This is a genomic window from Macrococcus equi (genome assembly GCF_047426745.1).
GTDB classification, from domain to species: domain Bacteria; phylum Bacillota; class Bacilli; order Staphylococcales; family Staphylococcaceae; genus Macrococcoides; species Macrococcoides equi.
The window spans coordinates 2,185,377-2,208,309 of the sequence record NZ_CP179732.1; the positions used below are offsets into that span (position 1 = coordinate 2,185,377).

The following is a 22,933-nucleotide window of genomic DNA, read 5'->3' on the forward strand; positions in this document are numbered from 1 at the left end:
TTATAAAACAACGGCACGACGAATTTTCGCAATTTTTTTGCGATCAATTTCAATTGTTTTAGTACGTGTTTTTATTTTTGCAGTTACTGTGATAAAGTCTTCAGTAACACTTTCTAAAATACCAATCCATTCTTTATCACCTGCAATAGGTTCATAAAGTTTTACATAAATGTTATTACCAATTGCATCCTGATAATCTTTTTCTTTCTTTAATGGACGTTCTGCACCAGGGGATGATACATCCATAAAGTAAGCTTCAGTTATCGGGTCTTCCTGATCCATCACTTCACTAATTTTTTCACTCGCTAGCGCACAATCAGTAATATCTATGCCACCTGGCTTATCGATGGCGATACGTAAATAATAATCAGGTCCCTCTTTAACGTATTCTACATCGACTAATTCAAAACCTAGTGATTCAACAATAGGTGTAACGATTGTTTCAACACGTTCTGTAATCTTTGACATATGATCCTCCTCACAAAACTTAAGAAAAGAGCGGGATATCCCACTCTTTTCGCTTGTAGAGTATTTTCTTTAACAATGTAATAATAACACAATTCAGCATACAACTCAAATGATTATAAATCGAATATTGATAGCTGTGCTTTATCTGGCATATCTTTTAAGCTACCTAATTCATCTAGATAATCGATAATCTTTTGTGATACACCTGCTTTTTTGTTAAGTTCTTCTTTCGAAAGAAAAGGCCCTTCATCACGCGCAGCAACGATACGCTTCGCAACGTTCTCACCAAGTCCCGGCACAGATATAAATGGTGGAATCAAAGTATCTCCTTCAATAATAAATTCAAAAGCAGTACTTTTCTCTAAAGAAATAGGCTGCACTTTAAAACCACGTTGTGCCATTTCATTGGTTATCTCAAGAACTGTTAACACATCTTTTTCTTTTTTTCCTAAATCATGATAACGTGCATAGTAATCTTTTACAGTTGCTTTGATGGTATGTTTATCTTTTACCATTGTTAATAAATCAAAATCAGACGCACGTACCGTAAAGTAACTTGCATAATAGTATAGCGGATGATGCACTTTGAAGTAAGCGATACGTACCGCCATCAATACATAAGCAGCAGCATGGGCTTTCGGGAACATGTATTTAATTTTCTTACATGAATCCAAATACCATTCAGGCACTTTATTTTCTCGCATCGCTGCTTCAAATTCTTCTGATAAACCTTTACCTTTACGTACAGATTCCATTATTTTAAATGCGAGCGATGGTTCAAGACCTGCATACATTAAATACACCATAATATCATCTCGACAACCAATAACACTTGATAAATCACATGTACCTGATTTAATCAATTCCTGAGCATTACCTAACCAAACATCTGTACCATGCGACAACCCTGATATCTGAACGAGTTCACTAAACGAAGATGGTTTTGTATCTTCTAACATTTGGCGAACAAATCCAGTACCAAACTCAGGTACGCCTAACGTACCAGTTTTACATAAAATATCTTCTTCCGACACACCAAGTGATTCAGGACTAGAGAATATTTTCATCGTCTCTTTATCGTCAACAGGAATAGTCTTCGGATCCATGCCTGATAAGTCTTGTAACATACGGATCATTGTCGGATCATCGTGACCTAAAATATCGAGTTTTAATAAATTATCATGAATCGAATGGAAATCGAAATGAGTTGTTCTCCAGGCTGAGTCTTGCTGATCTGCCGGGTATTGTATCGGTGTAAAGTCATAGATATCCATATCACCAGGCACTACGATAATTCCCCCAGGATGCTGGCCCGTCGTACGCTTTACACCAGTACAAGCTTTCACCAGTCTATCAATTTCTGCACCCCGTTTATGGATGCCAGAATCATTTAAATATCCTTTAACGTATCCAAATGCTGTCTTCTCAGCAACTGTCCCTATCGTCCCTGCTCTAAATACTTTATCTTCTCCGAATAATACTTTTGTATAGTTATGGGCAACAGGTTGATACTCTCCACTAAAGTTTAAGTCAATATCTGGTACCTTATCCCCTTTAAAGCCAAGAAACGTTTCAAACGGAATATCCTGCCCTTCCTTAATGTATGGAACATCACACGACGGACAACTTTTATCGGGTAAGTCAAAGCCACTTGCTACACTTCCATCTACAAAGAAATGACTCGACTTACACTTTGGACAGATATAATGCGGAGGTAACGGGTTTACTTCCGTAATTTCAGTCATCGTGGCCACAAAACTTGATCCAACAGAACCACGGCTCCCCACAAGATAACCATCATCCAGAGACTTCTTCACTAACTTCTGTGAAATTAAATAGATAACTGCAAATCCATTCCCAATAATACTATCTAGTTCTTTTTCAAGTCTGGCCACAACGATTTCTGGTAAATCTTCACCATAAATGCTTTTAGCGCGATTGTAACTCATCTCACGAATTTCTTCGTTCGCACCTTCTATTGTCGGGGTATAGAGTTCATCTCTGATCGGAATGACTGTATCAATCGAATCAGCTAATTTGTTCGTATTTGTTACGACAATTTCAAAGGCTTTTTCCTCTCCTAGAAAATGAAAGGCATCTAACATTTCATCGGTTGTTCTAAAGTGAGCATCTGGTAGTGTCTGACGATTGAGGGGATTACCAGGATTTGATGCAATCAAAATTTCACGTGCTGGTTTTTCGTGTTCGTGCAGATAGTGGGCATTTCCAGTTGCAATGACTGGAATGTCCAGTTTTTCTCCGACTCGTAATATACGGTCATAAATTTCTTCCATCGTTTCATTATCACGAATTAAATCACGTTCCAGTAAATGCTGGTATAACGCTTTTGGCTGTACTTCTAGAAAGTCATAGAATTTTGCGATACGTTCAACCTCATCCTGATCTTTTTGCATCACAGCTGTAAAGACTTCACCATTATCACACGCACTCCCTACTAATAAACCTTCTCGGTGTTCATTCAGTAATGATCTTGGTATTCTCGGTGTACGATAAAAGTAAGTCACCATGGATTCACTAACAATCTTAAACAGATTTTTCAGGCCCGTTTGATTTTGCACAATTAAGGTAACATGCATCGGTCGTGCACGTTTATAGGCATCCTGATTGCTTAGTTTAGCATCAATTTGATTATGGTTTGTGACACCTAATTGTTCCATTTGTTTTAACATCTTCACAAAAATATGAGCAGTGGTTTCCGCATCATAGATTGCTCTATGATGTTGTGTTAACTCTACACCATATTTTTTCGCTAAAAAGTTTAAACCATGTTTACCGAGTTCTGTATTGATCGTTCTTGATAATTCCAACGTATCAATAACACCATTTGTCGTTGCACCATATCCTAAGCGTTCGAAACCTGTATCAATAAACCCCATATCAAAGCTTGCATTATGGGCAATATAAATCGCATCACCCACAAAGTCTCTAAAGTCACTCAGAACATCTTCTATCGGTGGAGCATCAACTAACATATCATCTGTGATGCCTGTAAGGTTTTTAATCGTTTCATTTAATCGCTCTCCTGGATTACTGAAGCGTTCAAATTTATCAATGATTTCACCGTCTTTGACTTTAACTGCAGCTAATTCGATGATCTTATCATACTGTGAGGAAAGCCCAGTCGTCTCAACGTCAAATACTACATAAGTAGCAGTTTTTAAATCAATATCCTGAGGTTTATAGCTAATCGCTACACCATCATCTACAAGCATCCCTTCGATACCATAGATCATCTTAATACCTGCTTTACTAGCAGCAGCATGGGCATCAGGAAAGCCCTGACAACCATTATGATCGGTAATCGCAATTGCTTGATGTCCCCATTTTGCAGCCTGATCAACATATCGACTAATATGGGTGATACCATCCATTTGACTCATGGCTGTGTGTAAATGAAACTCAACACGTTTATTCTCAGATTTATCTTGTTTTGCTGACTTGTTAATCTTCTCTATATCACTGATCATCATCACTAAATCTCGAATAAAAGTATCCTGTTCAATGCGACCTTGAGCACGTATCCAGTCACCAACTTTAAGTGATGAAAGATGGTCAAGGTCATTCTTTCCTTTACGGGTAAACATTTTTAAGATTAATGAATCTGTGTAATCCGTAATCTTTAGTTGAACAATGTGACGCCCACTTTTCAGTGCTTTAATCTCGATATCAAAGATAACACCTTCTATTGCAACTTTAAATTCTTCTTCAATAATCGTTTCGATCGGCTTAATTGTTTCAAGCTGAATCTTCTTCCCGATTGAACAATGGGTGATTTCCTCAGATATACTTTCAGCTTTTTGTTTTTCACGTTCTACCATCTTCTCACGTAATATATCACTTTGTTTTGCTTCTTCTTCCTGAATATGCGCTTCAAGTGAAGCAAGCTCTCTCAAGTGATCATCATCGCTCGTTTCAAAGATGATATCTTTCAGGTTAAATCCAGCACATTGGAAGGCTTTTAGCAGTTTTCCATTACATGATTTCTCAAAATGCTGCTGTTCAATTTCATTGACGACATTAAATTTTAAAACATCTCCTGAAAATGTATATTTTTTATTTTTAAGTTGTCCTTTTAGGCTTGGACTCATCGTCGTCTGATCGATTGCATAAGGAATGTATTCATTAATGCGATCAGTAAGTTTACTGTCATCAACCACACTAATCTCAAAAGTGACGTTTGCAATACTTGCAAAATGCTCTGTCATTTTGCTCTGGAGTATATTAAAAAGTTGATATGTCAAGTGCTCTGGAAGCTCAAAATACATGTGCCATATACGGTCTACTTTTGAGATATCTATACGTGATAACTTACTATTATTTACGAAATCACTTTCAAATAAGTCTGTTATACCCAGCTGCGTAAGTAAAACTTTAAATTTTTCATTATGTGTTAACGTCATGAGTAACCACCTTATCAAAATGAAAAGCGTGAGACAAAAGTCTCACACTTATTAGTCATCCTATTATATCAAATTTATTGTTCAAAAGATGCATAGATTGCTTTGATTTTTTCATCTAGTTCAGCAACCGGTACATCAAATGATTCACCTGTTCGGCGATTCTTCACTTCAACGATACCATCAGCCGCTTGTTTGCCGACAACAATACGTACAGGAACTCCGATAAGGTCAGCATCATTAAATTTAACACCTGCACGTTCTATGCGATCGTCATATAATACTTCGTAATCTTTCTTATAAGCATCATATAACTGGTCAGCCAGTTCGCGTTGAACATCCTGTTTAGCATTCGCAGTAATAATATGTACTTCAAATGGAGTAATCGATGTTGGCCAAATAATACCTTTGTCATCATGATGCTGTTCAATAACTGCTGACAGCGTTCGTGACACACCAATACCATAACAACCCATAATCATAGGTTCAGCTCGGCCTTGATCATTTAAAAACGTTGCATTCATTGCGTCTGAATATTTCGTACCAAGTTTAAATACTTGTCCAACTTCAATACCTTCAGCAAATTTAATAGGGCCGCTACCGTCTGCCGCCATTTCACCCTCAAGAATAAATCGGAAATCTCCAAAAGCTTTCACTTTAAAATCACGCTCTAAATTTGCATTGATAAAGTGATAGTCAGTTTCGTTCGCACCAACTGCTAAATTATTCAGATCCTGTACACTATTGTCTGCATAAATTTCAATTTTATCGACACCAACTGGACCTAATGAACCAGGAGCAGCACCTAAAATAGCCTGAATTTCTTCATCAGTGGCCAGTTCAACCGTCTCAGTTCCAAAATATGATTTCACCTTAACATCGTTTAGCTCATGATGACCTCTGATTAAGAACATGATAAACTGCTCATCAACTTTAACAATCATAGATTTAACAATTTCATCTAATCGTTTACCTAATAAATCTGCTAGTGCTTGCGCTGATTTTACACCTGGCGTATGAACCTTTTCAAGTTCACGTACATCAGTATGTTCAGGATTTGGAATATATTTCACTTCAGCTTTTTCGATGTTCGCAGCAAAATCACTTTCATCTGTGTAACAAATCGTATCTTCACCAATTTCAGCTAATGCCATAAATTCGTGCGTATGACTTCCTCCAATAGCCCCACTATCTGCGATAACCGGGCGGAAATTTAAATTAACACGTGAGAAAATTTTTGAATATGCATCATACATATCCTGATAAGTTTCATCCAGACTATCCTCTGTTGCATGAAAACTATATGCATCTTTCATGATAAATTCTCTGCCACGTAATAAACCAAAGCGAGGACGCTTCTCATCACGGAACTTATTTTGAATCTGGAATAATGTTACCGGTAATTTTTTATATGATTTTAATTCATCACGTACTAATGAAGTAATGATTTCTTCATGCGTAGGTCCAAGAGCAAATTCACGACCATGACGATCCGTCATACGCATAAGTTCAGCACCATAACTTTGCCAGCGACCTGATTCAGACCATAATTCTGAAGGCTGTAAAGCCGGCATTAAAATTTCAACACCATCAATAGCTTCCATTTCTTCTCTTACTATTGCTTCAATCTTATTTAACACACGTTTAGCAATCGGAAGGTAACTATAAACCCCACTTGCAACTTGTTTGATCATACCTGCTTTAAGTAACAACTGATGACTTTTAGAATCGGCATCATTTGGTACTTCTCTTAATGTTGGAATAAACATTTTACTCTGTTTCATAGCAACCTCCTGGATTTTTTGATAATACTTATATCATATAATAAATCTTGCAATTATTAAACTAAAATTTAGTTAACATAATATTTCTATCATTAACTTAATGAACAAAAAATAAAACCCGACAAAAGTCGGATTTTACTTTAAGAAATAGCGTGAAATATCATTCCATGTCACCATAATCATGACAAAGAATAAGAAGATGGCTCCAGACGTTACAATATACATTTCAGCTTTTTTATTAACAGGCTTTCTGAATATCGCTTCATAGATGACAAATAAAATTCTACCACCGTCAAGCGCAGGAATCGGTAATAAGTTCATAATTCCTAGGTTAACAGATAAAAATGCAGTATATTCAATAACTTTAATATAACCTAACGAAACTACTTGTTCTGTATTTTTATAAATACCTACAGGTCCATTAAGCATATCAAACGAAAAAGAACCATTAATGATTGATGCAAACATAATACCTAGTAATGTAAATATTTTTGTTGCACCTTCAAAAGTCATGATACATCCATATTTCAGTTTATCAATAAAATTACCACCGAGTTCTGATTGAAAACCGATGATATATTGTTTTATACTTTTATCTTTACTTACCTTTTGTTCCATTAATTTTGGTTTAAGGTTTAAGACTTTATCCTTGCCATCTCTTTCAATGGTTAATTTAATCGTTTTGCCACCATTTTTATTCAGAAAACTTTTCACCTGGCTAAAGCTCGTCACTTGTTCATCATTGATAGCTTTAATGATGTCACCTTTTTTGAGCCCTATTTCCTGTGCCGGACTGTTTTCAGCCACTGCTTTAATCGTTGTAGTAGGTGCACCGGCCATAAATGCTAGTCCAATAAATAACACAAGCGCCAATATAAAATTAAATAATGGTCCAGCAAATAGCGCTAAAAATTTTGGCCAAGGCTTTTTATTTTTAAATTGACGTTCACGTGGGGCGATTTGTATTAAATCACCTTCACGTACAAAATAAGCTTCTTTTGCTACATTATAACGTACCGCTTCATGTGTATATTGATTGATACCTTCGATATATAATCCATCTTCAAAGTCAGAATCAGCAACTTCAATTTGTTCAATCTGATGAAATTGATGCTGTTCATCGAGTAAGATGTGTGTCACTTCACCTGCTGCATTACGCTTAACGCTCACAGTCATACCTTCAGTAAGTGGATTTTGTTCCATACCACTGCCTGCCATCATCACATAACCACCGACGGGTAATAAGCGGATAGTATAAAGTGTTTCATTTTTCTTATATGAAAATATTTTTGGTCCCATTCCAATCGCAAACTCCGGGCACATAATACCTGCACGTTTTGCAAACAGTAAATGACCATATTCATGGACTGTTACTAATAATCCAAAAATAATAATAAATGCAATGATCCCCATTTTACACCTCGTATTTCCTTGATTTATAGTCAGCGTCAACTGCCAATATTGTATCTAAATCTGGATTCTGAATCACTTGATGTGCATCCATCTCTCGTTCAATCATCGTTTCAATATCTAAAAATGAAATCTTACCCTCTAAGAATAATTGAACAGCAACTTCATTCACTGCATTCATAACGACGGGCATCGTGCCACCTATTTCAATAGCGCGATAAGCAAGTGCCAGACATTTGTATCGCTCAAGATCCATCGCCTTAAAATCTAAAGTCGCAACACGTGCTAAATCAAGTCGCTCAGCTTTTCGCGGCATACGACCCGGGTAACTAAATGCATACAGTATTGGCATACGCATATCTGGTGTGCCAAGTTGAGCAATGACGCTTGTATCGTTAAACTCAACCATAGAGTGAATAATGCTTTGTTTATGTAAAATTGTGTCAATTTTTTCGATTGGTAAATCAAATAGCCATTTAGCTTCTATAACTTCCAAACCTTTGTTCATCATCGTCGCACTATCAATGGTAATCTTCTTACCCATGGACCAGTTTGGATGATTCAAAGCATCTTCTAATGTAACATTTTGCAATTGTTCACGTGTTAAATCACGGAAAGATCCACCACTTGCGGTAATGATAAGTTTCTCAATATTTTTTTCATGTTCACCATTTAAACATTGAAAAATTGCAGAATGCTCTGAGTCTACCGGCAATATTTTAACATCCTTCTCTTTGGCACGTTGCATAACAATTTCACCAGCTACAACTAATGTTTCCTTGTTGGCCAGTGCAATATCTATGCCCTGATCAATCGCATGTAATGTTGGACGTAAACCCACACTTCCAAGAATAGAATTTAACAAAATATCATTTTTTTCATATCCTGCTACCTGAAGTAAACCTTCGTCCCCAAAAACAATTTTCGTTTGTTTTTCGTTTATATTTAGTTTTTTTATATCTGATTCATTCTGAAGACAACATATTTCAGGGTTAAACTCATCAATTATACGTTGTGCTATATCAATAGACTTACCAACCGCACAACTAACAAGCTTAAATTGATCTGAATGCTCACGTATGATGTCTAAACCTTGCATCCCTACTGAGCCACTTGCGCCTAATATCCCAATATTTTTCATAACTTCACCTAATTCCAAATAGTAATAGCTTAATTTTATCATAAATCAAATTTAACTACTAACTTATGCTTTATAAAAAACAGACCAAAAGACTAAGCTTTTGATCTGTTAATCATCTTGACTATTGAGTTACTGGAAGTTAATCAAAAAGATATTCATTAATGGTAATACAAATATAAACGAATCAAAGCGATCAAGAATACCACCATGTCCAGGTAGTAAATTTCCAGAATCTTTGACATCAAAATGACGTTTTAATGCAGACTCAACTAAATCACCTAACTGTCCGAACATACTGAATAGCCATGTCACGATGATTAAAGGAATAATGGATAACGGCATATTGTAATTCAAGCTGAATATGATGGCAATTATCGTACTACATGCAATACCTCCGACAAATCCTTCAATCGTTTTGTTTGGACTAATCTCCGGCCATAATTTATTCTTACCGAATAAACGCCCGAAGATATACGCTCCTGTATCTGTCACCCAAACAATTAATAACGCAAACAAGATAAATACCAATCCATTCTCTGCAGCTCGTGTCTCATAAAAATACATAAAACCAATACCCACATATGCTACAGCTAACATACAAAAGGCAGCATCGACGAAATTAAATCGGTTCTTTGACATTACCGTGTAACTCAACATGATTAAACTCATGAGTATTAAAAATGGCACTTGATAATCAAGTGATACAAGATCACTTTTTTGAGGTGACATAATCAAGCATAATGCCACTACACTAAATATACCAGGTAATGAATAGAGCTTAATATTTTTCATATTTAACACTTCTTTTAATGCAACGATCGCTAATAAATAAGCCATAATTAATAATGGCAGATGGCCATATATAACAACAGGTAAAAATATAGCCATCGCAATGATTGCTGTTATCGTTCTTGTTTTCATTTTTTACTCCTTATAATCCACCGAAACGTCTATGTCGGCTATGATAAATCTCGATACATTGATTAAGTGCTTTCTCATCAAAATCCGGCCACAATGTATCAATAAATACTAATTCACTGTATGAAGCCTGCCAGATTAAAAAGTTGCTCAGACGCTCTTCACCAGATGTTCGAATCATGAGTTCAGGATCCGGTATACCTTTCGTAAATAAATAATCTGAAAAACTTTGTTCATTGATTTCACTTAATCCAATTTCATTATTCTTATATTGTTCTGCAATTAACTGAACTGCAGAAACAATTTCTTTTCGGCCACCGTAATTCAAAGCAAATATTAAAGTAAGACCGGTATTATTCTTAGTCTTCTCAATAGCTTCAAGCACAGCTTGTCGTGTATGTTCAGGGAGTTGATCAATAAAACCAATTGTTTGTACTCTAACATTCTTTTCAATCAGTTCCGGCAAGAATGTTGATAAAAAGTCACCGGGTAATTTCATAAGATAATTGACTTCATCTGTTGGTCTTGACCAGTTTTCTGTGGAAAATGCATACAGAGTTAAATATTTCACGCCAATATCACTCGCATAACGCGTAACCGCTTTAACAGTCTGCATGCCCTCATAATGGCCTTTGATACGTGGCATTTTGCGTTGTTTCGCCCAGCGTCCGTTACCATCCATAATGATAGCAATGTGTTCAATATCACAGTTGCTCTTTTTTTCTTCTGCAACTTTTGGCTTTTTATTTCTATTAAAAAAAGGAATCATGTTATCCTCCAATACAAAAACTTATTTATATATTCTAACATAAAACGTAGTTAAGTAGCATGGATATACGTAAAATTGCGTAAAAAAAGACCGAGATAAAAACATTATCTCAGTCACAAGAAAATTAAACTTCTAAAATACTGCTTTCTTTTTCTGCAGTTAAAGCATCAATTTTTTTGATATGATTATCCGTTTCTGTTTGCACATCATCAGTGAATGATTTTAAATCATCTTCTGTAAGTTCACCGTTTTTCTCAGCTTTTTTAAGTGCGTCGTTCGCATCACGACGAATATTACGGATCGCAACTTTTGCATTTTCAGCTTCTTTTTTCGCTTCTTTTACTAACTCTTTACGGCGTTCTTCAGTAAGAGCCGGTACAGTAATGCGAATCACATTACCATCTGAAGTTGGATTAACTCCTAAATTAGCCATATTAATCGCTTTTAAGATATCATCAATTGAAGTTTTATCATAAGGTGTTACAAGTAACATTCTTGGTTCTGGTACTGAGATACCTGCTAATTGTTGTACAGGTGTATCCGCACCGTAATAGTTCACTGTTACACGCTCTAAAAGATTAGCATTCGCATGTCCAGCACGAATTGCTGCAAAGTCACGTTGTAAACTTTCAATACTCTTTTCCATTTTTGATTGTAAGTCTTTAATAATTTCAGTTGTCATGATGACGCTCCTTTAATCTTTATTTTTATTTAGTTAAACAAATTATTTTGTAATCGTCGTACCAATTTCCTCGCCCATAATAGCGCGTTTAATATTTCCATCTTCCATAATTGAGAATACAACTAATGGAATATCATTGTCCATACAGAATGAACTTGCTGTTGAATCCATAACTTGTAATCCTTCTTGTAACATTTGGATGTATGTTAATTTTTCATATTTCTTAGCATTAGGATCCACTTTAGGGTCCGCTGAATATACACCATCAACATTGTTTTTACCCATTAAGATAACGTCTGCTTCTATTTCTGCTGCACGTAAAGCTGCTGTTGTATCAGTTGAGAAATAAGGGTTACCAATACCGGCTGCAAAGATTACCACTCTACCTTTTTCAAGGTGTCGAATTGCACGGCGTCTAATATATGGTTCAGCAACCTGTTTCATTTCGATTGATGTTAACACACGTGTATCACAATCAAGTTGTTCCAGAGAATCCTGCAGGGCTAAAGAATTCATTACAGTAGCTAACATACCCATGTAATCAGCTGTACCGCGGTCCATACCTAAGTCACTACCTGTCTTACCGCGCCAGATATTACCACCACCAACGATGACTGCAACTTCACAATCCATCTTAGCAACTTCAGCGACTTGCTCGGCAATACTTTTGATAACAAATGGGTTAATACCAAAACCTGTTTCTCCAGCTAATGCTTCTCCACTTAACTTTAAAACAACACGTTTGTATTTAGATACATCTTTCATTTAATAACTCCGCCCTCTCAATTGTATTAATGCAATTCACTCTCATTTAGTAATATTCACGTTTATGCATTAACGCTTAAGTCTATTATACACAAAACTATAAGTATTATAACAATAAATATGAATGTTTGAAAAGTATCAGAATAAACCTTACATTTATTCCTTATGTAAAAAAAAGACACCGAAGTGTCTTTATAAAATATTATTTACCCATTTGACCCATTACTTCATCAGCGAAGTTATCTTGACGTTTTTCGATACCTTCTCCAACTTCATAACGTACGAATGATTTTAATGTGCCACCTTTAGATTTTAAGAACTCAGCAACTGTTTGATCTGGATTCTTAACAAATGGTTGATCCACTGCACAAATTTCTTCTAAGTATTTACGTAAGCGACCTTCTACCATTTTTTCAACGATATTTTCTGGCTTACCTTCATTTAAAGCTTGTTGTTTTAATACGTTCTTTTCGTGCTCTAATTCTTCAGCAGAAACTTGTTCACGAGAAACGAATTTAGGATTTAATGCTGCAATGTGCATTGCAACATCTTTAGCAGCTTCAGCGTCAGTTGAGTTTTCAACTAATGCTAATACACCAATACGTCCTCCCATGTGTAAGTACTCACCAAAAGTATCAGCGTCAGTTTTAGAAACTAAAACGAAACGACGTAAAGTTAATTTTTCTCCGATAGTAGAGATAGCTTCATTCATTTTTACTTCAACAGTTTTTCCAGCTTCGATTTCAGATGCCATTAAAGTGTCTAAATCTGCAGGTTTAACAGTTAAAATGTGATCAGCGATTTCTTTAACTAAAGCTTGGAAGCCTTCATTACGTGCAACGAAGTCTGTTTCAGAGTTTAATTCTAATAATACTGCATCGTTACCTTTAGAAGCTACATATGTTGTACCTTCAGCAGCGATACGATCAGCTTTCTTAGCTGCTTTAGCAATACCTTTTTCACGTAAGTAATCAACAGCTGCATCGATATCTCCGTTTGTTTCAGTTAATGCTTTTTTGCAGTCCATCATACCTGCGCCAGTTCTTTCACGTAATTGTTTTACTAATTGTGCTGTAATAGCCATTATATAATACCTCCAGAGAATTTGTGTTTTTACAATATAATAATACTAAACTATAACGAAAAACGCTAAAGTAAAGCGATAAACTTTTTAAAAAAAGTGATAAATGTTATACACTTATCACTTTTATTTTAAAACTTATGCTTCTGTAGTTTCTGTTGCTTCTGCAGCAGGCTCTTCAGCAGTTTCAGTTAAATCGATATTTTGTTCAGCTGCAACTTCTTCGTTAGAAACGCCTTGACGACCTTCTAAGATAGCGTCAGCCATTTTACCAGTTAATAATTTAACTGCACGGATAGCGTCATCATTAGCTGGAATAACATAATCGATTTCATCTGGATCACAGTTTGTATCAACGATACCAACGATAGGAATGTGTAATTTTTTTGCTTCAGCAATTGCGTTACGCTCTTTACGAGGGTCAACAACAAATAATGCTGATGGCATAGATTTCATTTCACGAATTCCGCCTAAGAATTTGATTAAACGATCATATTCTTTTTTAAGTTCAACAACTTCTTTTTTAGGAAGTACATCGAATGTACCGTCTTCTTCCATTTTTTCGATTTCAGAAATACGTTTAACACGTTTATTGATTGTTTTGTAGTTCGTTAAAGTTCCACCTAACCAACGTTCGTTAATGAAGAATTGACCAGAACGGATAGCTTCATCTTTAATAGCATCTTGTGCTTGTTTTTTTGTACCTACGAATAATACTGAACCGCCTTCTTCAGAAACAGATTTCATAAAGTTGTATGCTTCTTCAACTTTCTTAACTGTTTTTTGTAAGTCGATAATGTAGATACCGTTTCTTTCTGTGAAGATATATTTCTTCATTTTTGGATTCCAGCGACGAGTTTGGTGACCGAAGTGTACACCAGCTTCTAACAATTGTTTCATTGAGATTACTGCCATTTTAATTTCCTCCTAATTGGTTTTATTCCTCCACTACAGGCAATTTCGGAAACAACAGATGTTGCACCCTCCAAAATATTCATCCATAGTGTGTGAATTAGCTTTTTTCAAGCCGTATACAAATATAGCATAAAAATAAGCGTATATCAATACTTTTTTGTCAAATGTATTGATATACGCCATGTAATGATTAATGAGTATTCGCAAGCTCTTCTAAGAATTTTTCTTTCTTAATCTTAATAAAAGTACCTTTCATTCCTAGTGAACGTGATTCAATAACACCCGCAGATTCTAATTTACGTAGTGCATTAACGATAACAGAACGTGTAATACCCACACGATCAGCGACTTTTGATGCAACAAGTAAGCCTTCATTTGCACCTAACTCTTCAAATATATGTTCGATTGCTTCTTTTTCAGAATATGATAGTGAACTAATTGCCATATTGATTGCTGCTTTATCACGTGCAATCTTTTCAATGTCAGCATGCTTCTCACGTAAAATTTCCATTCCTACAACTGTCGCAGCATATTCGCCTAATACCAGGTCATTATCATCATAATCTTTATCTACTCGACCCAATACTAAAGTTCCTAAGCGTGAGCCATTACCCTTTATTGGGATGATTACAGTATTTGATTTACTAAATAAATCCTTACTTTCTCCTGGAAATACTGTTAATTCGTTATCAAGTGTGATATTACTTTTCGTTTCATCCACTTCTAAAAGTAAATCAACATATTCTTTTGGAAATTGACGCTCTTCAAGCATTTTAATAATACGTTCATTTTTTAATAATTCATTCACACCAAAGCCTAATAATTTACCACGACGTGATAAGATAAATACATTTGATTGCATTGTGGAGCCTAATTGATCAGCCATTTCTTTGAAGTCTACAGCTAAGCCTTTATGTTCCTGTAATAATTGATTGATTTCACGTGTTCTTTTTAATAATGACATATTGATTCTCCTTTAATTTATAAGATAAATTCACTTAAATCTTTATTTTTAGCGATTGTGCCAAGTTTTGATTCAACATATTGCGGTGTAATTTCAACATGTGCATTCGGCATATCTGGTGCTTCATATGAAAGATCTTCTAACATCTTTTCTAATATCGTATGCAATCTTCTGGCACCAATGTTATCAGTATCCTGATTGACATCATAAGCAATTTGAGCTAATTTTTCGATGGCTTCATCCGTAAAATTAATCGTTACATGTTCAGTAGCCAATAAACTTTCATATTGTTTTAAAAGAGACGTTTTCGGTTCTTTTAATATTTTAATGAAATCATCTACTGATAATTTTTCAAGTTCCACACGAATCGGAAAACGTCCTTGTAATTCAGGTATTAAATCACTTGGTTTAGACACATGAAACGCACCAGCACCGATAAACAGAATGTGTTCAGTATTCACTGCACCATATTTCGTTTGTACGACACTGCCTTCGACAATCGGTAAAATATCACGTTGGACACCTTGACGTGATACATCTGCACCTTGATTACTGCCTGCAATCTTATCAATTTCATCAATAAAAACAATTCCCATTGTCTCAACTAATTGAATTGCCTCATCTTGTACAGACTCTTCGTCAATTAATTTTGTTGCTTCTTCATCAATTAATATTTCACGGGCACGAGAAACTGGTAAAGTACGTTCAACCTTTTTCTTAGGCATCATCTGGCTCAACATATCCTGCATATTATCCTGCATGCCGTTCATGCCAAACATACCTAATCCCTTCATTTCCTGCTCAACTTTAATTTTTACCGTTTCATTTTCAAGTTGACCTGCAAGTAACTTTTCACGGATATCTTTTCGCTTAAGCTTTACCCCTTCATCAGGAGCATCTTCAACTTCTTCTTCCTGCTGCATCGACTGATTGAAGAGCATCTCGAAAGGATTGTTCGTCATTTTTTCTTTTTTCTTCATCGCAGGCACTAACAGTTTAACAAGACGTTCCGTAGCATTTTGCTCAGCCTCAGCACGCACTTCCTGCTTCATTCTATTTTTAATCAGACGAACGCCGTTTTCTGTCAAATCACGAATCATACTCTCAACATCACGCCCAACATAACCAACTTCCGTATATTTTGTCGCTTCAACTTTAACAAACGGCGCTCCAACTAATGTGGCCATTCGTCGAGCAATTTCAGTTTTACCGACACCGGTTGGTCCAATCATCAAAATATTTTTAGGAATTATTTCTTTTTGCATAGATTCATCTAACGCCATTCGTCTATATCTGTTACGCAAACTGATGGCTACTTTACGCTTTGCATCAGCTTGGCCTACGATATGTTCATCCAGACTTTTTACAATGGCTTTAGGTGTTAAATTATTTATATCCACTTTTAACCCTCCTGCTATAATTCTTCAACAATAATATTGTGGTTTGTAAATACACATATATCTGCTGCTGTTTCAAGAGAGGCTAATGCTATTTCTTTTGCATTCAGATGACTAGCATGCTTCTTAAGCGCACGTCCCGCACTCAACGCATAATTACCACCTGATCCAATAGCAATGATATCATCATCTGGCTGGATGACTTCTCCAGTTCCACTGACAACAAGTAACTCATTTTTATTCATCACAATAAGCATCGCTTCAAGTTGTCTGAGCATTTTATCTCCACGCCATTCTTTTGCAAGTTCTACAGCAGCTCTTGATAAATTACCGTTATATTCATGTAATTTCATTTCAAATTTTTCAAATAATGTAAAAGCATCTGCTACACTACCTGCAAATCCAGCAACAACTTCATCGTTGAATAGACGTCTAACCTTTCTAGCAGTTTGTTTCATTATCACTTGTTGTCCTAGTGTGACCTGACCATCGCCACTCATGGCACATTGACCGTTATGTCGTACAGCAAATATCGTCGTTGCATGTAATTGATTGTTCAAAATACCAACTCCTTAGGCTCTTGGATGTGCATTAAGATATGATTTTCTTAAGTGTTCATTGGTGACATGTGTGTATTTGCCTGTTGTAGACAAATTCACATGCCCGAGTAAGTCTTGAACCGTCCTTAAATCAGCACCATTATTTAGCAGATGTGTCGCAAAAGTATGTCTGAGCTTATGTGGATGAATGTCACTCGTTAATGTCGCACGTTTAATAATCTGGTCTAAAACATAACGAACGCCCCGTTCAGTAAGTGGGGCATTTCTATAATTAATGAGCAGATAATTATGACTGACATTGCGACCTGCTCTAAGGTTCAGATAATGTTCTAATGCATCCTGCGCAAAGGTGCCGTAAGGTACAATTCTATATTTATTTCCTTTTCCGAGTACTTTTAAAGTCATCATCGATTGATTTATATCATCAATCTTTAACTGGGTTAATTCTGAAGCCCTGATACCTGTAGCATATAATAACTCTAAAATAAGTAAGTCACGCTGTCCTAAAGGTTTTGAGGTATCAATCGCATCAAAAAGCTCAACCATCTCTTCTTCATAGAAAAATTTCGGCAAATATTTCTCTTGTTTCGGATGTACTAACTGATTAAATGGATTTGATTTGTCAGTATCCTGATAAAGAAATTTATAGAAAGATCTTAAAGATGAGATATGTCTAGATACAGTTGTTCTCTTTAAACCTCTATTGTATAGATAGACAAGGTAATTACGAGCATCCCGATATTCAAATATATTTATTGTCAGGTTTTCCTTTTGTAAGAATAAATAAAAATCATTTAAATCTTTTTCATAGGCAATGCGTGTATGATCTGAAAAATTACGTTCCATTTTTAAATATTTAAGAAATGCCTTAATTTCAGTATTCATCACCCATCGACTCCTATTTATCTGAATTGTAACACAATTAATTTCTAATTTACAATAATATCTACCTATGAATTAAAGCGTTACTTTAAAATGTTCAAGCGTCGTAAGTGCACGGTGTGCTAATGCTTCATAACGCTCTTTTTTGTCCTTGATTCGTGTATCAAGATTAGGTAACAATCCAAAATTTGCGTTCATCGGCTGAAAGTTTTTACTATTCGTATGTGTAATATAGTAAGCCATTGAACCTATCACTGTTTTTTCAGGAAATAGTACAGGAGCTTGTCCACTGATATGTTTCGCCATATTTATTCCTGCAACTAATCCACTGGCTGCAGATTCAACATAACCCTCTACACCTGTCATTTGACCCGCTAGGAAAAGATCATTATTTCCTTTAAATTGATATGTTTGTTGTAAATTATTAGGCGAATTGATAAACGTATTACGATGCATTACCCCGTATCGGACAATTTCTACATTTTCAAGTCCGGGAATTAGTTTAAGAATTTCTTTTTGAGCACCCCACTTTAAATGTGTTTGAAATCCAACGATATTATAAAGCGTTCCAGCAGCATCGTCTTGTCTTAATTGCACAACAGCATATGGACGTTTGCCCGTTTTAGGATCTTCTAATCCTACTGGCTTCATTGGACCAAATAATAAAGTTTTGCGTCCACGTTTAGCCATTTCTTCAAATGGCATACAACCTTCGAAGTAAATTTCTTTTTCGAATTCTTTTAAAGGCACAACTTCTGCTTCCAGAATCGCATCATAAAAACGATTAAATTCATCTTCAGTCATCGGACAATTTAAATATGCCGCTTCACCTTTGTCATATCTAGATTTCAAATATACTTTATTCATATCAATAGAATCTTTTTCGATAATCGGGGCTGCAGCATCATAAAAATATAAATGATCCTGTCCTGTAAGTCGTTGTATTTCCTTACTTAGATTCTCAGTTGTTAAAGGGCCTGTAGCGATAATTGTTGGACCTTCAGGTATAGAAGTAATCTCTTCATTGAACACTTCGATATTTGGATGGTTCTTTAAAGTGTCAGTGATATATCCACTAAATTCATGACGATCAACTGCTAAAGCTCCTCCTGCAGGCACAGAAGCATTATCTGCAGCTTTAATAACCAGGGAATCTAATTGTCTCATTTCTTCCTTTAAAACACCTACAGCATTTGTAAGCGCATTACCTCTTAGAGAGTTTGAACAAACTAATTCTGCAAATTTATCTGTATGATGTGCTGGTGTTTGCTTAACTGGTCTCATTTCATATAACTTAACCTTTATATCTCGCTTAGCTAATTGATAAGCAGCTTCAGATCCCGCTAATCCAGCACCAATAATGTTAACTGTTTTCATAATATTCCTCCTTCAATTCCTATCCGATTGTAATATATTTTTCATGAATAAAAAAGTAATATTCATGATTAATTAGTAATGCAATGCATTTTGATCTAATGATACAAACACAAAAAATGTACACATCTTTTGATTTGATGTGCACATTTAACTTTACTGCGCTTTCTCGTCATAATCACAATTAGTACATACCACTTGTGTTTGTTTACCTTTTTTACGTTCAACAAGTTGAGTATCACATTTCGGACATTTTCTGGCAATCGGCTTATCCCATGATAAGTAATCACACTCAGGAAAATTACTGCAACCATAAAAAATACGATTCTTTTTAGATTTACGTTCGACTACTTCACCCTCATTACATTTTGGACAAGGTACACCGATTGTTTTAACGATTGCCTTTGTATTTCGACAGTCTGGGAAATTAGAGCATGCCATGAATTTACCATAACGCCCCATTTTGTATACCATTGGAGAGCCGCATTTTTCGCAATCTTCACCAGCAGGCTCATCTTTTATTTCAATCTTTTCCATTTCCTGTTCGGCACGTTCAACGTGTGTTTTAAAGTCTCCATAAAAAGTAGAAATTACTTTTTTCCACTCAATTTCACCATTTGCTACTCTGTCAAGCAACGTTTCCATGTTCACCGTAAAATCAATATCAATAATTTCAGGAAAATATTCCTTTACGGATTCATGAACAATTTGTCCTAGTTCTGTTGGATAAAATTTCTTCTGATCAACTTTTACATAGTTTCTTTTTTGAATCGTATCAATCGTCGGGGCATAAGTAGATGGACGGCCAATCCCTTTTTCTTCTAACGTTTTAACAAGTCGCGCTTCAGTATAACGTGGTGGTGGTTGCGTAAAATGTTGATTTTCATCGATGTTTATAGCTTTTACTTTATCACCGATATTCATTTCAGGAAGTCTATTCTCGCCTTCTTCCTGATCCTCATCGTTACCTTCTACATAAACACTCATAAAACCTTTAAATTTAATGGTTTGTCCATTTGCACGAAACTTGATGTTATCCTGTACTAAATCAACACTCACAGTATCTATTACTGCAGGTGCCATTTGACTTGCCATAAAACGCTCCCAGATCAGCTTATAAAGACGTAATTGATCACGAGACAGATAAGCTTTCATTTCTGTAGGCGTTCTTAATGCAGAAGTCGGCCTCACAGCTTCGTGAGCATCTTGTGCCCCACCTTTGGCTGCTGCTTTACGTTTTGATAGATAGTCTTTACCATACTTTTCTTCGATGTAACCTGCAGCTTCAGTTTTTGCTGTGTCTGAAATACGCGTCGAATCTGTACGCATATATGTAATTAAACCAACAGTACCTTGCTTTTTAAGATCGATACCTTCGTACAATTGTTGCGCAAGCATCATCGTTTTTCTTGCTTTGAAATTAAGTTTTCTAGCAGCTTCCTGTTGAAGGGAGCTCGTTGTAAATGGTAATGCTGGATTTCTTAATTTTTCTTTTTTAGATACGTCAGTGACCTCAAACATATCAGACTTTAACTGACGAACAATCGCTTTTACGTCTTTATCATTCGATAATTTTTTGGGTTTATTTGATTCATGTAAAAATTTTGCTTTAAACTCTTTATTTTTAAACGAGAATAAACCATCAATCGTCCAGTATTCTTCTGGTTTAAAAGCGTTAATTTCTTCTTCACGATCAATAATTAATTTTAAAGCAACAGATTGTACACGTCCTGCAGATAAACCTTTCTTAACTTTCTTCCATAGTACTGGTGAAATGTTATATCCAACTAAGCGATCAAGCACACGACGTGCCTGCTGAGCATCAACTAATTCATGTTTTATTTCTCTAGGATTTTTAAAGCTTTCTTTTACTGCATCTTTAGTAATCTCATTAAATACAACACGAGATTTCGCTTGCTGATCAATATCTAAAATATGTGCTAAATGCCAGGCAATCGCTTCACCTTCACGGTCCGGGTCACTTGCGAGATAAACATTTTTAGCTTTCTTCGCATGTTTCTTTAAGTCTTGTACGACCGGTCCCTTACCACGTATCGTGATATATCTTGGTTCAAAATTATTGTCAGCATCAACACCCATTTGACTTCTAGGCAGGTCTCTCACATGCCCCATAGATGCGATAACTTTAAATTTTTTTCCTAAATATTTCTCAATGGTTTTTGCTTTTGCAGGCGATTCTACAATGACAAGATTTTCTGCCATTTTGATATCCCCCTTTGTATAAAAACTGTTTTGCTTTTCAATGATAAATAATATACGTTTCAATTCTATCTTGTCAAACTTTATTTCTAAAATCATACATATTTCATATATCAAAGAAAACAAATTTACAAATTATTATGACAAAATTTATTATATTTTAATATTATAATAGAAGAAACTTAGTCAACTGAAATCTTCTAAGATGTCTTCAATACGGACAACGATTTTTGCACCTTCTGCAATTTTTTGGTTACATCCTTGAGAGAATGGTGATGTAATATGTCCAGACATACAATACACATTTCTGTTTTGTTCTAATGCCTGATCACATGTAATCAGACTGCCGCTTCTAAGCTTTGCTTCAGTAATAAGAACACCATTCGATAAACCACTAATAATACGATTGCGCTCCGGAAACTGAAACTTGGCAATTTGTGTTGTAGGATAATATTCACTGATCACAAGATGATGACGTTCCATATTACGTCTAAGCAGTGTCACTTCCTCCGGATAATAATAGTCATGTCCAAATCCCAGAACGCCAATCGTTTTACCACCATGATAATTTGCTGCCATATGCGCATCACTATCTGCACCTTTTGCCAGACCACTCACAATTGTAATATTATTTCTCACAATCTCCGGCATAAACTGTTCTATAACTTCAGAGGTATAGGATGTTCTATTTCTACTACCCACAATCGCTAATAATCTACTTGAACTTAGTATTTGAACATCACCTTTACAAAATATCACAAACGGGAAATCATAAATTTGTTTTAGTAAATATGGATAATTTTCTGAGTGATAAAAAATTGGAATAACGTTACGCGCGGATAATGTATTATAGATTTCAAATATATCAGTATTTTTATATTTGTTGATCTTTATTTCTAATTTATTATCTTTACTAAATAATTTTTTTAAGACTGGAAGCATTCGTTGATAGGGAATATCAAATGTATTAAAATTATTTTTTATTTTATGCAATTGCTGAGTTGAAAAACCGGATTCGATCAGTTTAAGTATTATCTGTTCTTCATGTGTAAATTTCAAAAGTATCACCTCTTTGATAACGATAGGTGATACAAATTAATCCTTTGTAAATTTTATTCATTAAATTATTAAGATTAGATAGAAATATAAAGTAAATAAAATTATTTCAACGATATTCTAATAATA

General features: G+C 35.3%; 18 protein-coding genes. All 18 read right to left on the minus strand.

Going from position 1 to position 22,933, the window contains the following annotated elements; genetic code table 11:
- The 18 genes from rimP to dprA all read right to left on the minus strand — a co-directional run bounded on the left by rimP (position 1) and on the right by dprA (position 22,807).
- On the minus strand, positions 1-468 hold the full coding sequence (gene rimP, locus ACMGE6_RS11595) for a ribosome maturation factor RimP (RefSeq protein ID WP_414046592.1): 468 nt from the start codon (positions 466-468) through the stop codon (positions 1-3).
- A 113-nt stretch (positions 469-581) separates the two neighbouring features.
- Positions 582-4,889: a PolC-type DNA polymerase III gene (locus ACMGE6_RS11600; protein ID WP_414053899.1), complete on the minus strand. Its 4,308-nt coding sequence runs from the start codon at positions 4,887-4,889 to the stop codon at positions 582-584.
- A 74-nt stretch (positions 4,890-4,963) separates the two neighbouring features.
- Positions 4,964-6,670 (minus strand): proline--tRNA ligase, encoded by a 1,707-nt coding sequence (locus ACMGE6_RS11605; protein WP_414053900.1) that lies wholly within the window; start codon positions 6,668-6,670, stop codon positions 4,964-4,966.
- Positions 6,671-6,805: 135 nt separating this feature from the next.
- Complete coding sequence (gene rseP / locus ACMGE6_RS11610) at positions 6,806-8,083, minus strand: RIP metalloprotease RseP (RefSeq protein WP_414053901.1); 1,278 nt, start codon at positions 8,081-8,083, stop codon at positions 6,806-6,808.
- 1 nt (position 8,084) lies between these two features.
- Complete coding sequence (gene dxr / locus ACMGE6_RS11615) at positions 8,085-9,221, minus strand: 1-deoxy-D-xylulose-5-phosphate reductoisomerase (protein WP_414053902.1); 1,137 nt, start codon at positions 9,219-9,221, stop codon at positions 8,085-8,087.
- Positions 9,222-9,350: 129 nt separating this feature from the next.
- Positions 9,351-10,142, minus strand: coding sequence for a phosphatidate cytidylyltransferase (locus ACMGE6_RS11620; protein WP_414046597.1), 792 nt, complete (start codon positions 10,140-10,142; stop codon positions 9,351-9,353).
- A gap of 10 nt (positions 10,143-10,152) precedes the next feature.
- The gene (locus tag ACMGE6_RS11625) at positions 10,153-10,908 is read right to left on the minus strand and encodes an isoprenyl transferase (RefSeq protein ID WP_414053903.1); all 756 of its coding nucleotides are present in this window, start codon (positions 10,906-10,908) and stop codon (positions 10,153-10,155) included.
- Positions 10,909-11,032: 124 nt separating this feature from the next.
- Positions 11,033-11,590 carry a ribosome recycling factor gene (gene frr, locus ACMGE6_RS11630; RefSeq protein ID WP_414046598.1) on the minus strand — a complete coding sequence of 186 codons (558 nt, stop codon included), beginning with the start codon at positions 11,588-11,590 and terminating at the stop codon, positions 11,033-11,035.
- 42 nt (positions 11,591-11,632) lie between these two features.
- Positions 11,633-12,355, minus strand: a complete 723-nt coding sequence (pyrH, locus tag ACMGE6_RS11635) for a UMP kinase (protein ID WP_414053904.1) — start codon at positions 12,353-12,355, stop codon at positions 11,633-11,635.
- A gap of 202 nt (positions 12,356-12,557) precedes the next feature.
- Positions 12,558-13,439: a translation elongation factor Ts gene (gene tsf / locus ACMGE6_RS11640; RefSeq protein ID WP_414047998.1), complete on the minus strand. Its 882-nt coding sequence runs from the start codon at positions 13,437-13,439 to the stop codon at positions 12,558-12,560.
- A 135-nt stretch (positions 13,440-13,574) separates the two neighbouring features.
- A complete protein-coding gene (rpsB, locus tag ACMGE6_RS11645) occupies positions 13,575-14,351 on the minus strand; it encodes a 30S ribosomal protein S2 (protein WP_414046601.1) in 777 nt (258 codons plus the stop codon).
- Between the two features lie 190 nt (positions 14,352-14,541).
- Complete coding sequence (gene codY / locus ACMGE6_RS11650) at positions 14,542-15,315, minus strand: GTP-sensing pleiotropic transcriptional regulator CodY (protein ID WP_414046602.1); 774 nt, start codon at positions 15,313-15,315, stop codon at positions 14,542-14,544.
- A 17-nt stretch (positions 15,316-15,332) separates the two neighbouring features.
- Positions 15,333-16,715 carry an ATP-dependent protease ATPase subunit HslU gene (gene hslU, locus ACMGE6_RS11655; protein ID WP_414053905.1) on the minus strand — a complete coding sequence of 461 codons (1,383 nt, stop codon included), beginning with the start codon at positions 16,713-16,715 and terminating at the stop codon, positions 15,333-15,335.
- A gap of 14 nt (positions 16,716-16,729) precedes the next feature.
- Positions 16,730-17,275 (minus strand): ATP-dependent protease subunit HslV, encoded by a 546-nt coding sequence (hslV, locus tag ACMGE6_RS11660; protein WP_414046793.1) that lies wholly within the window; start codon positions 17,273-17,275, stop codon positions 16,730-16,732.
- A gap of 9 nt (positions 17,276-17,284) precedes the next feature.
- Positions 17,285-18,157, minus strand: coding sequence for a site-specific tyrosine recombinase/integron integrase (gene xerA / locus ACMGE6_RS11665; protein ID WP_414047996.1), 873 nt, complete (start codon positions 18,155-18,157; stop codon positions 17,285-17,287).
- Positions 18,158-18,229: 72 nt separating this feature from the next.
- On the minus strand, positions 18,230-19,531 hold the full coding sequence (gene trmFO, locus ACMGE6_RS11670) for an FADH(2)-oxidizing methylenetetrahydrofolate--tRNA-(uracil(54)-C(5))-methyltransferase TrmFO (protein ID WP_414053906.1): 1,302 nt from the start codon (positions 19,529-19,531) through the stop codon (positions 18,230-18,232).
- A gap of 153 nt (positions 19,532-19,684) precedes the next feature.
- Complete coding sequence (gene topA / locus ACMGE6_RS11675; protein WP_414054861.1) at positions 19,685-21,757, minus strand: type I DNA topoisomerase; 2,073 nt, start codon at positions 21,755-21,757, stop codon at positions 19,685-19,687.
- Positions 21,758-21,934: 177 nt separating this feature from the next.
- Positions 21,935-22,807 (minus strand): DNA-processing protein DprA, encoded by an 873-nt coding sequence (gene dprA / locus ACMGE6_RS11680; protein WP_414053907.1) that lies wholly within the window; start codon positions 22,805-22,807, stop codon positions 21,935-21,937.
- Positions 22,808-22,933 lie beyond the last annotated feature (126 nt).

Coding starts and splice junctions, on each gene's coding strand:
- ACMGE6_RS11600 (WP_414053899.1), bottom strand. CDS start 4,889: ATGACGTTAACACATAATGAAAAATTTAAAGTTTTACTTACGCAGCTG.
- frr (WP_414046598.1), bottom strand. CDS start 11,590: ATGACAACTGAAATTATTAAAGACTTACAATCAAAAATGGAAAAGAGT.
- rimP (WP_414046592.1), bottom strand. CDS start 468: ATGTCAAAGATTACAGAACGTGTTGAAACAATCGTTACACCTATTGTT.
- rpsB (WP_414046601.1), bottom strand. CDS start 14,351: ATGGCAGTAATCTCAATGAAACAATTGTTAGAAGCTGGTGTACACTTC.
- xerA (WP_414047996.1), bottom strand. CDS start 18,157: ATGAATACTGAAATTAAGGCATTTCTTAAATATTTAAAAATGGAACGT.
- ACMGE6_RS11605 (WP_414053900.1), bottom strand. CDS start 6,670: ATGAAACAGAGTAAAATGTTTATTCCAACATTAAGAGAAGTACCAAAT.
- tsf (WP_414047998.1), bottom strand. CDS start 13,439: ATGGCTATTACAGCACAATTAGTAAAACAATTACGTGAAAGAACTGGC.
- rseP (WP_414053901.1), bottom strand. CDS start 8,083: ATGGGGATCATTGCATTTATTATTATTTTTGGATTATTAGTAACAGTC.
- dxr (WP_414053902.1), bottom strand. CDS start 9,221: ATGAAAAATATTGGGATATTAGGCGCAAGTGGCTCAGTAGGGATGCAA.
- trmFO (WP_414053906.1), bottom strand. CDS start 19,531: ATGAAAACAGTTAACATTATTGGTGCTGGATTAGCGGGATCTGAAGCT.
- ACMGE6_RS11625 (WP_414053903.1), bottom strand. CDS start 10,908: ATGATTCCTTTTTTTAATAGAAATAAAAAGCCAAAAGTTGCAGAAGAA.
- codY (WP_414046602.1), bottom strand. CDS start 15,315: ATGTCATTATTAAAAAGAACACGTGAAATCAATCAATTATTACAGGAA.
- pyrH (WP_414053904.1), bottom strand. CDS start 12,355: ATGAAAGATGTATCTAAATACAAACGTGTTGTTTTAAAGTTAAGTGGA.
- ACMGE6_RS11620 (WP_414046597.1), bottom strand. CDS start 10,142: ATGAAAACAAGAACGATAACAGCAATCATTGCGATGGCTATATTTTTA.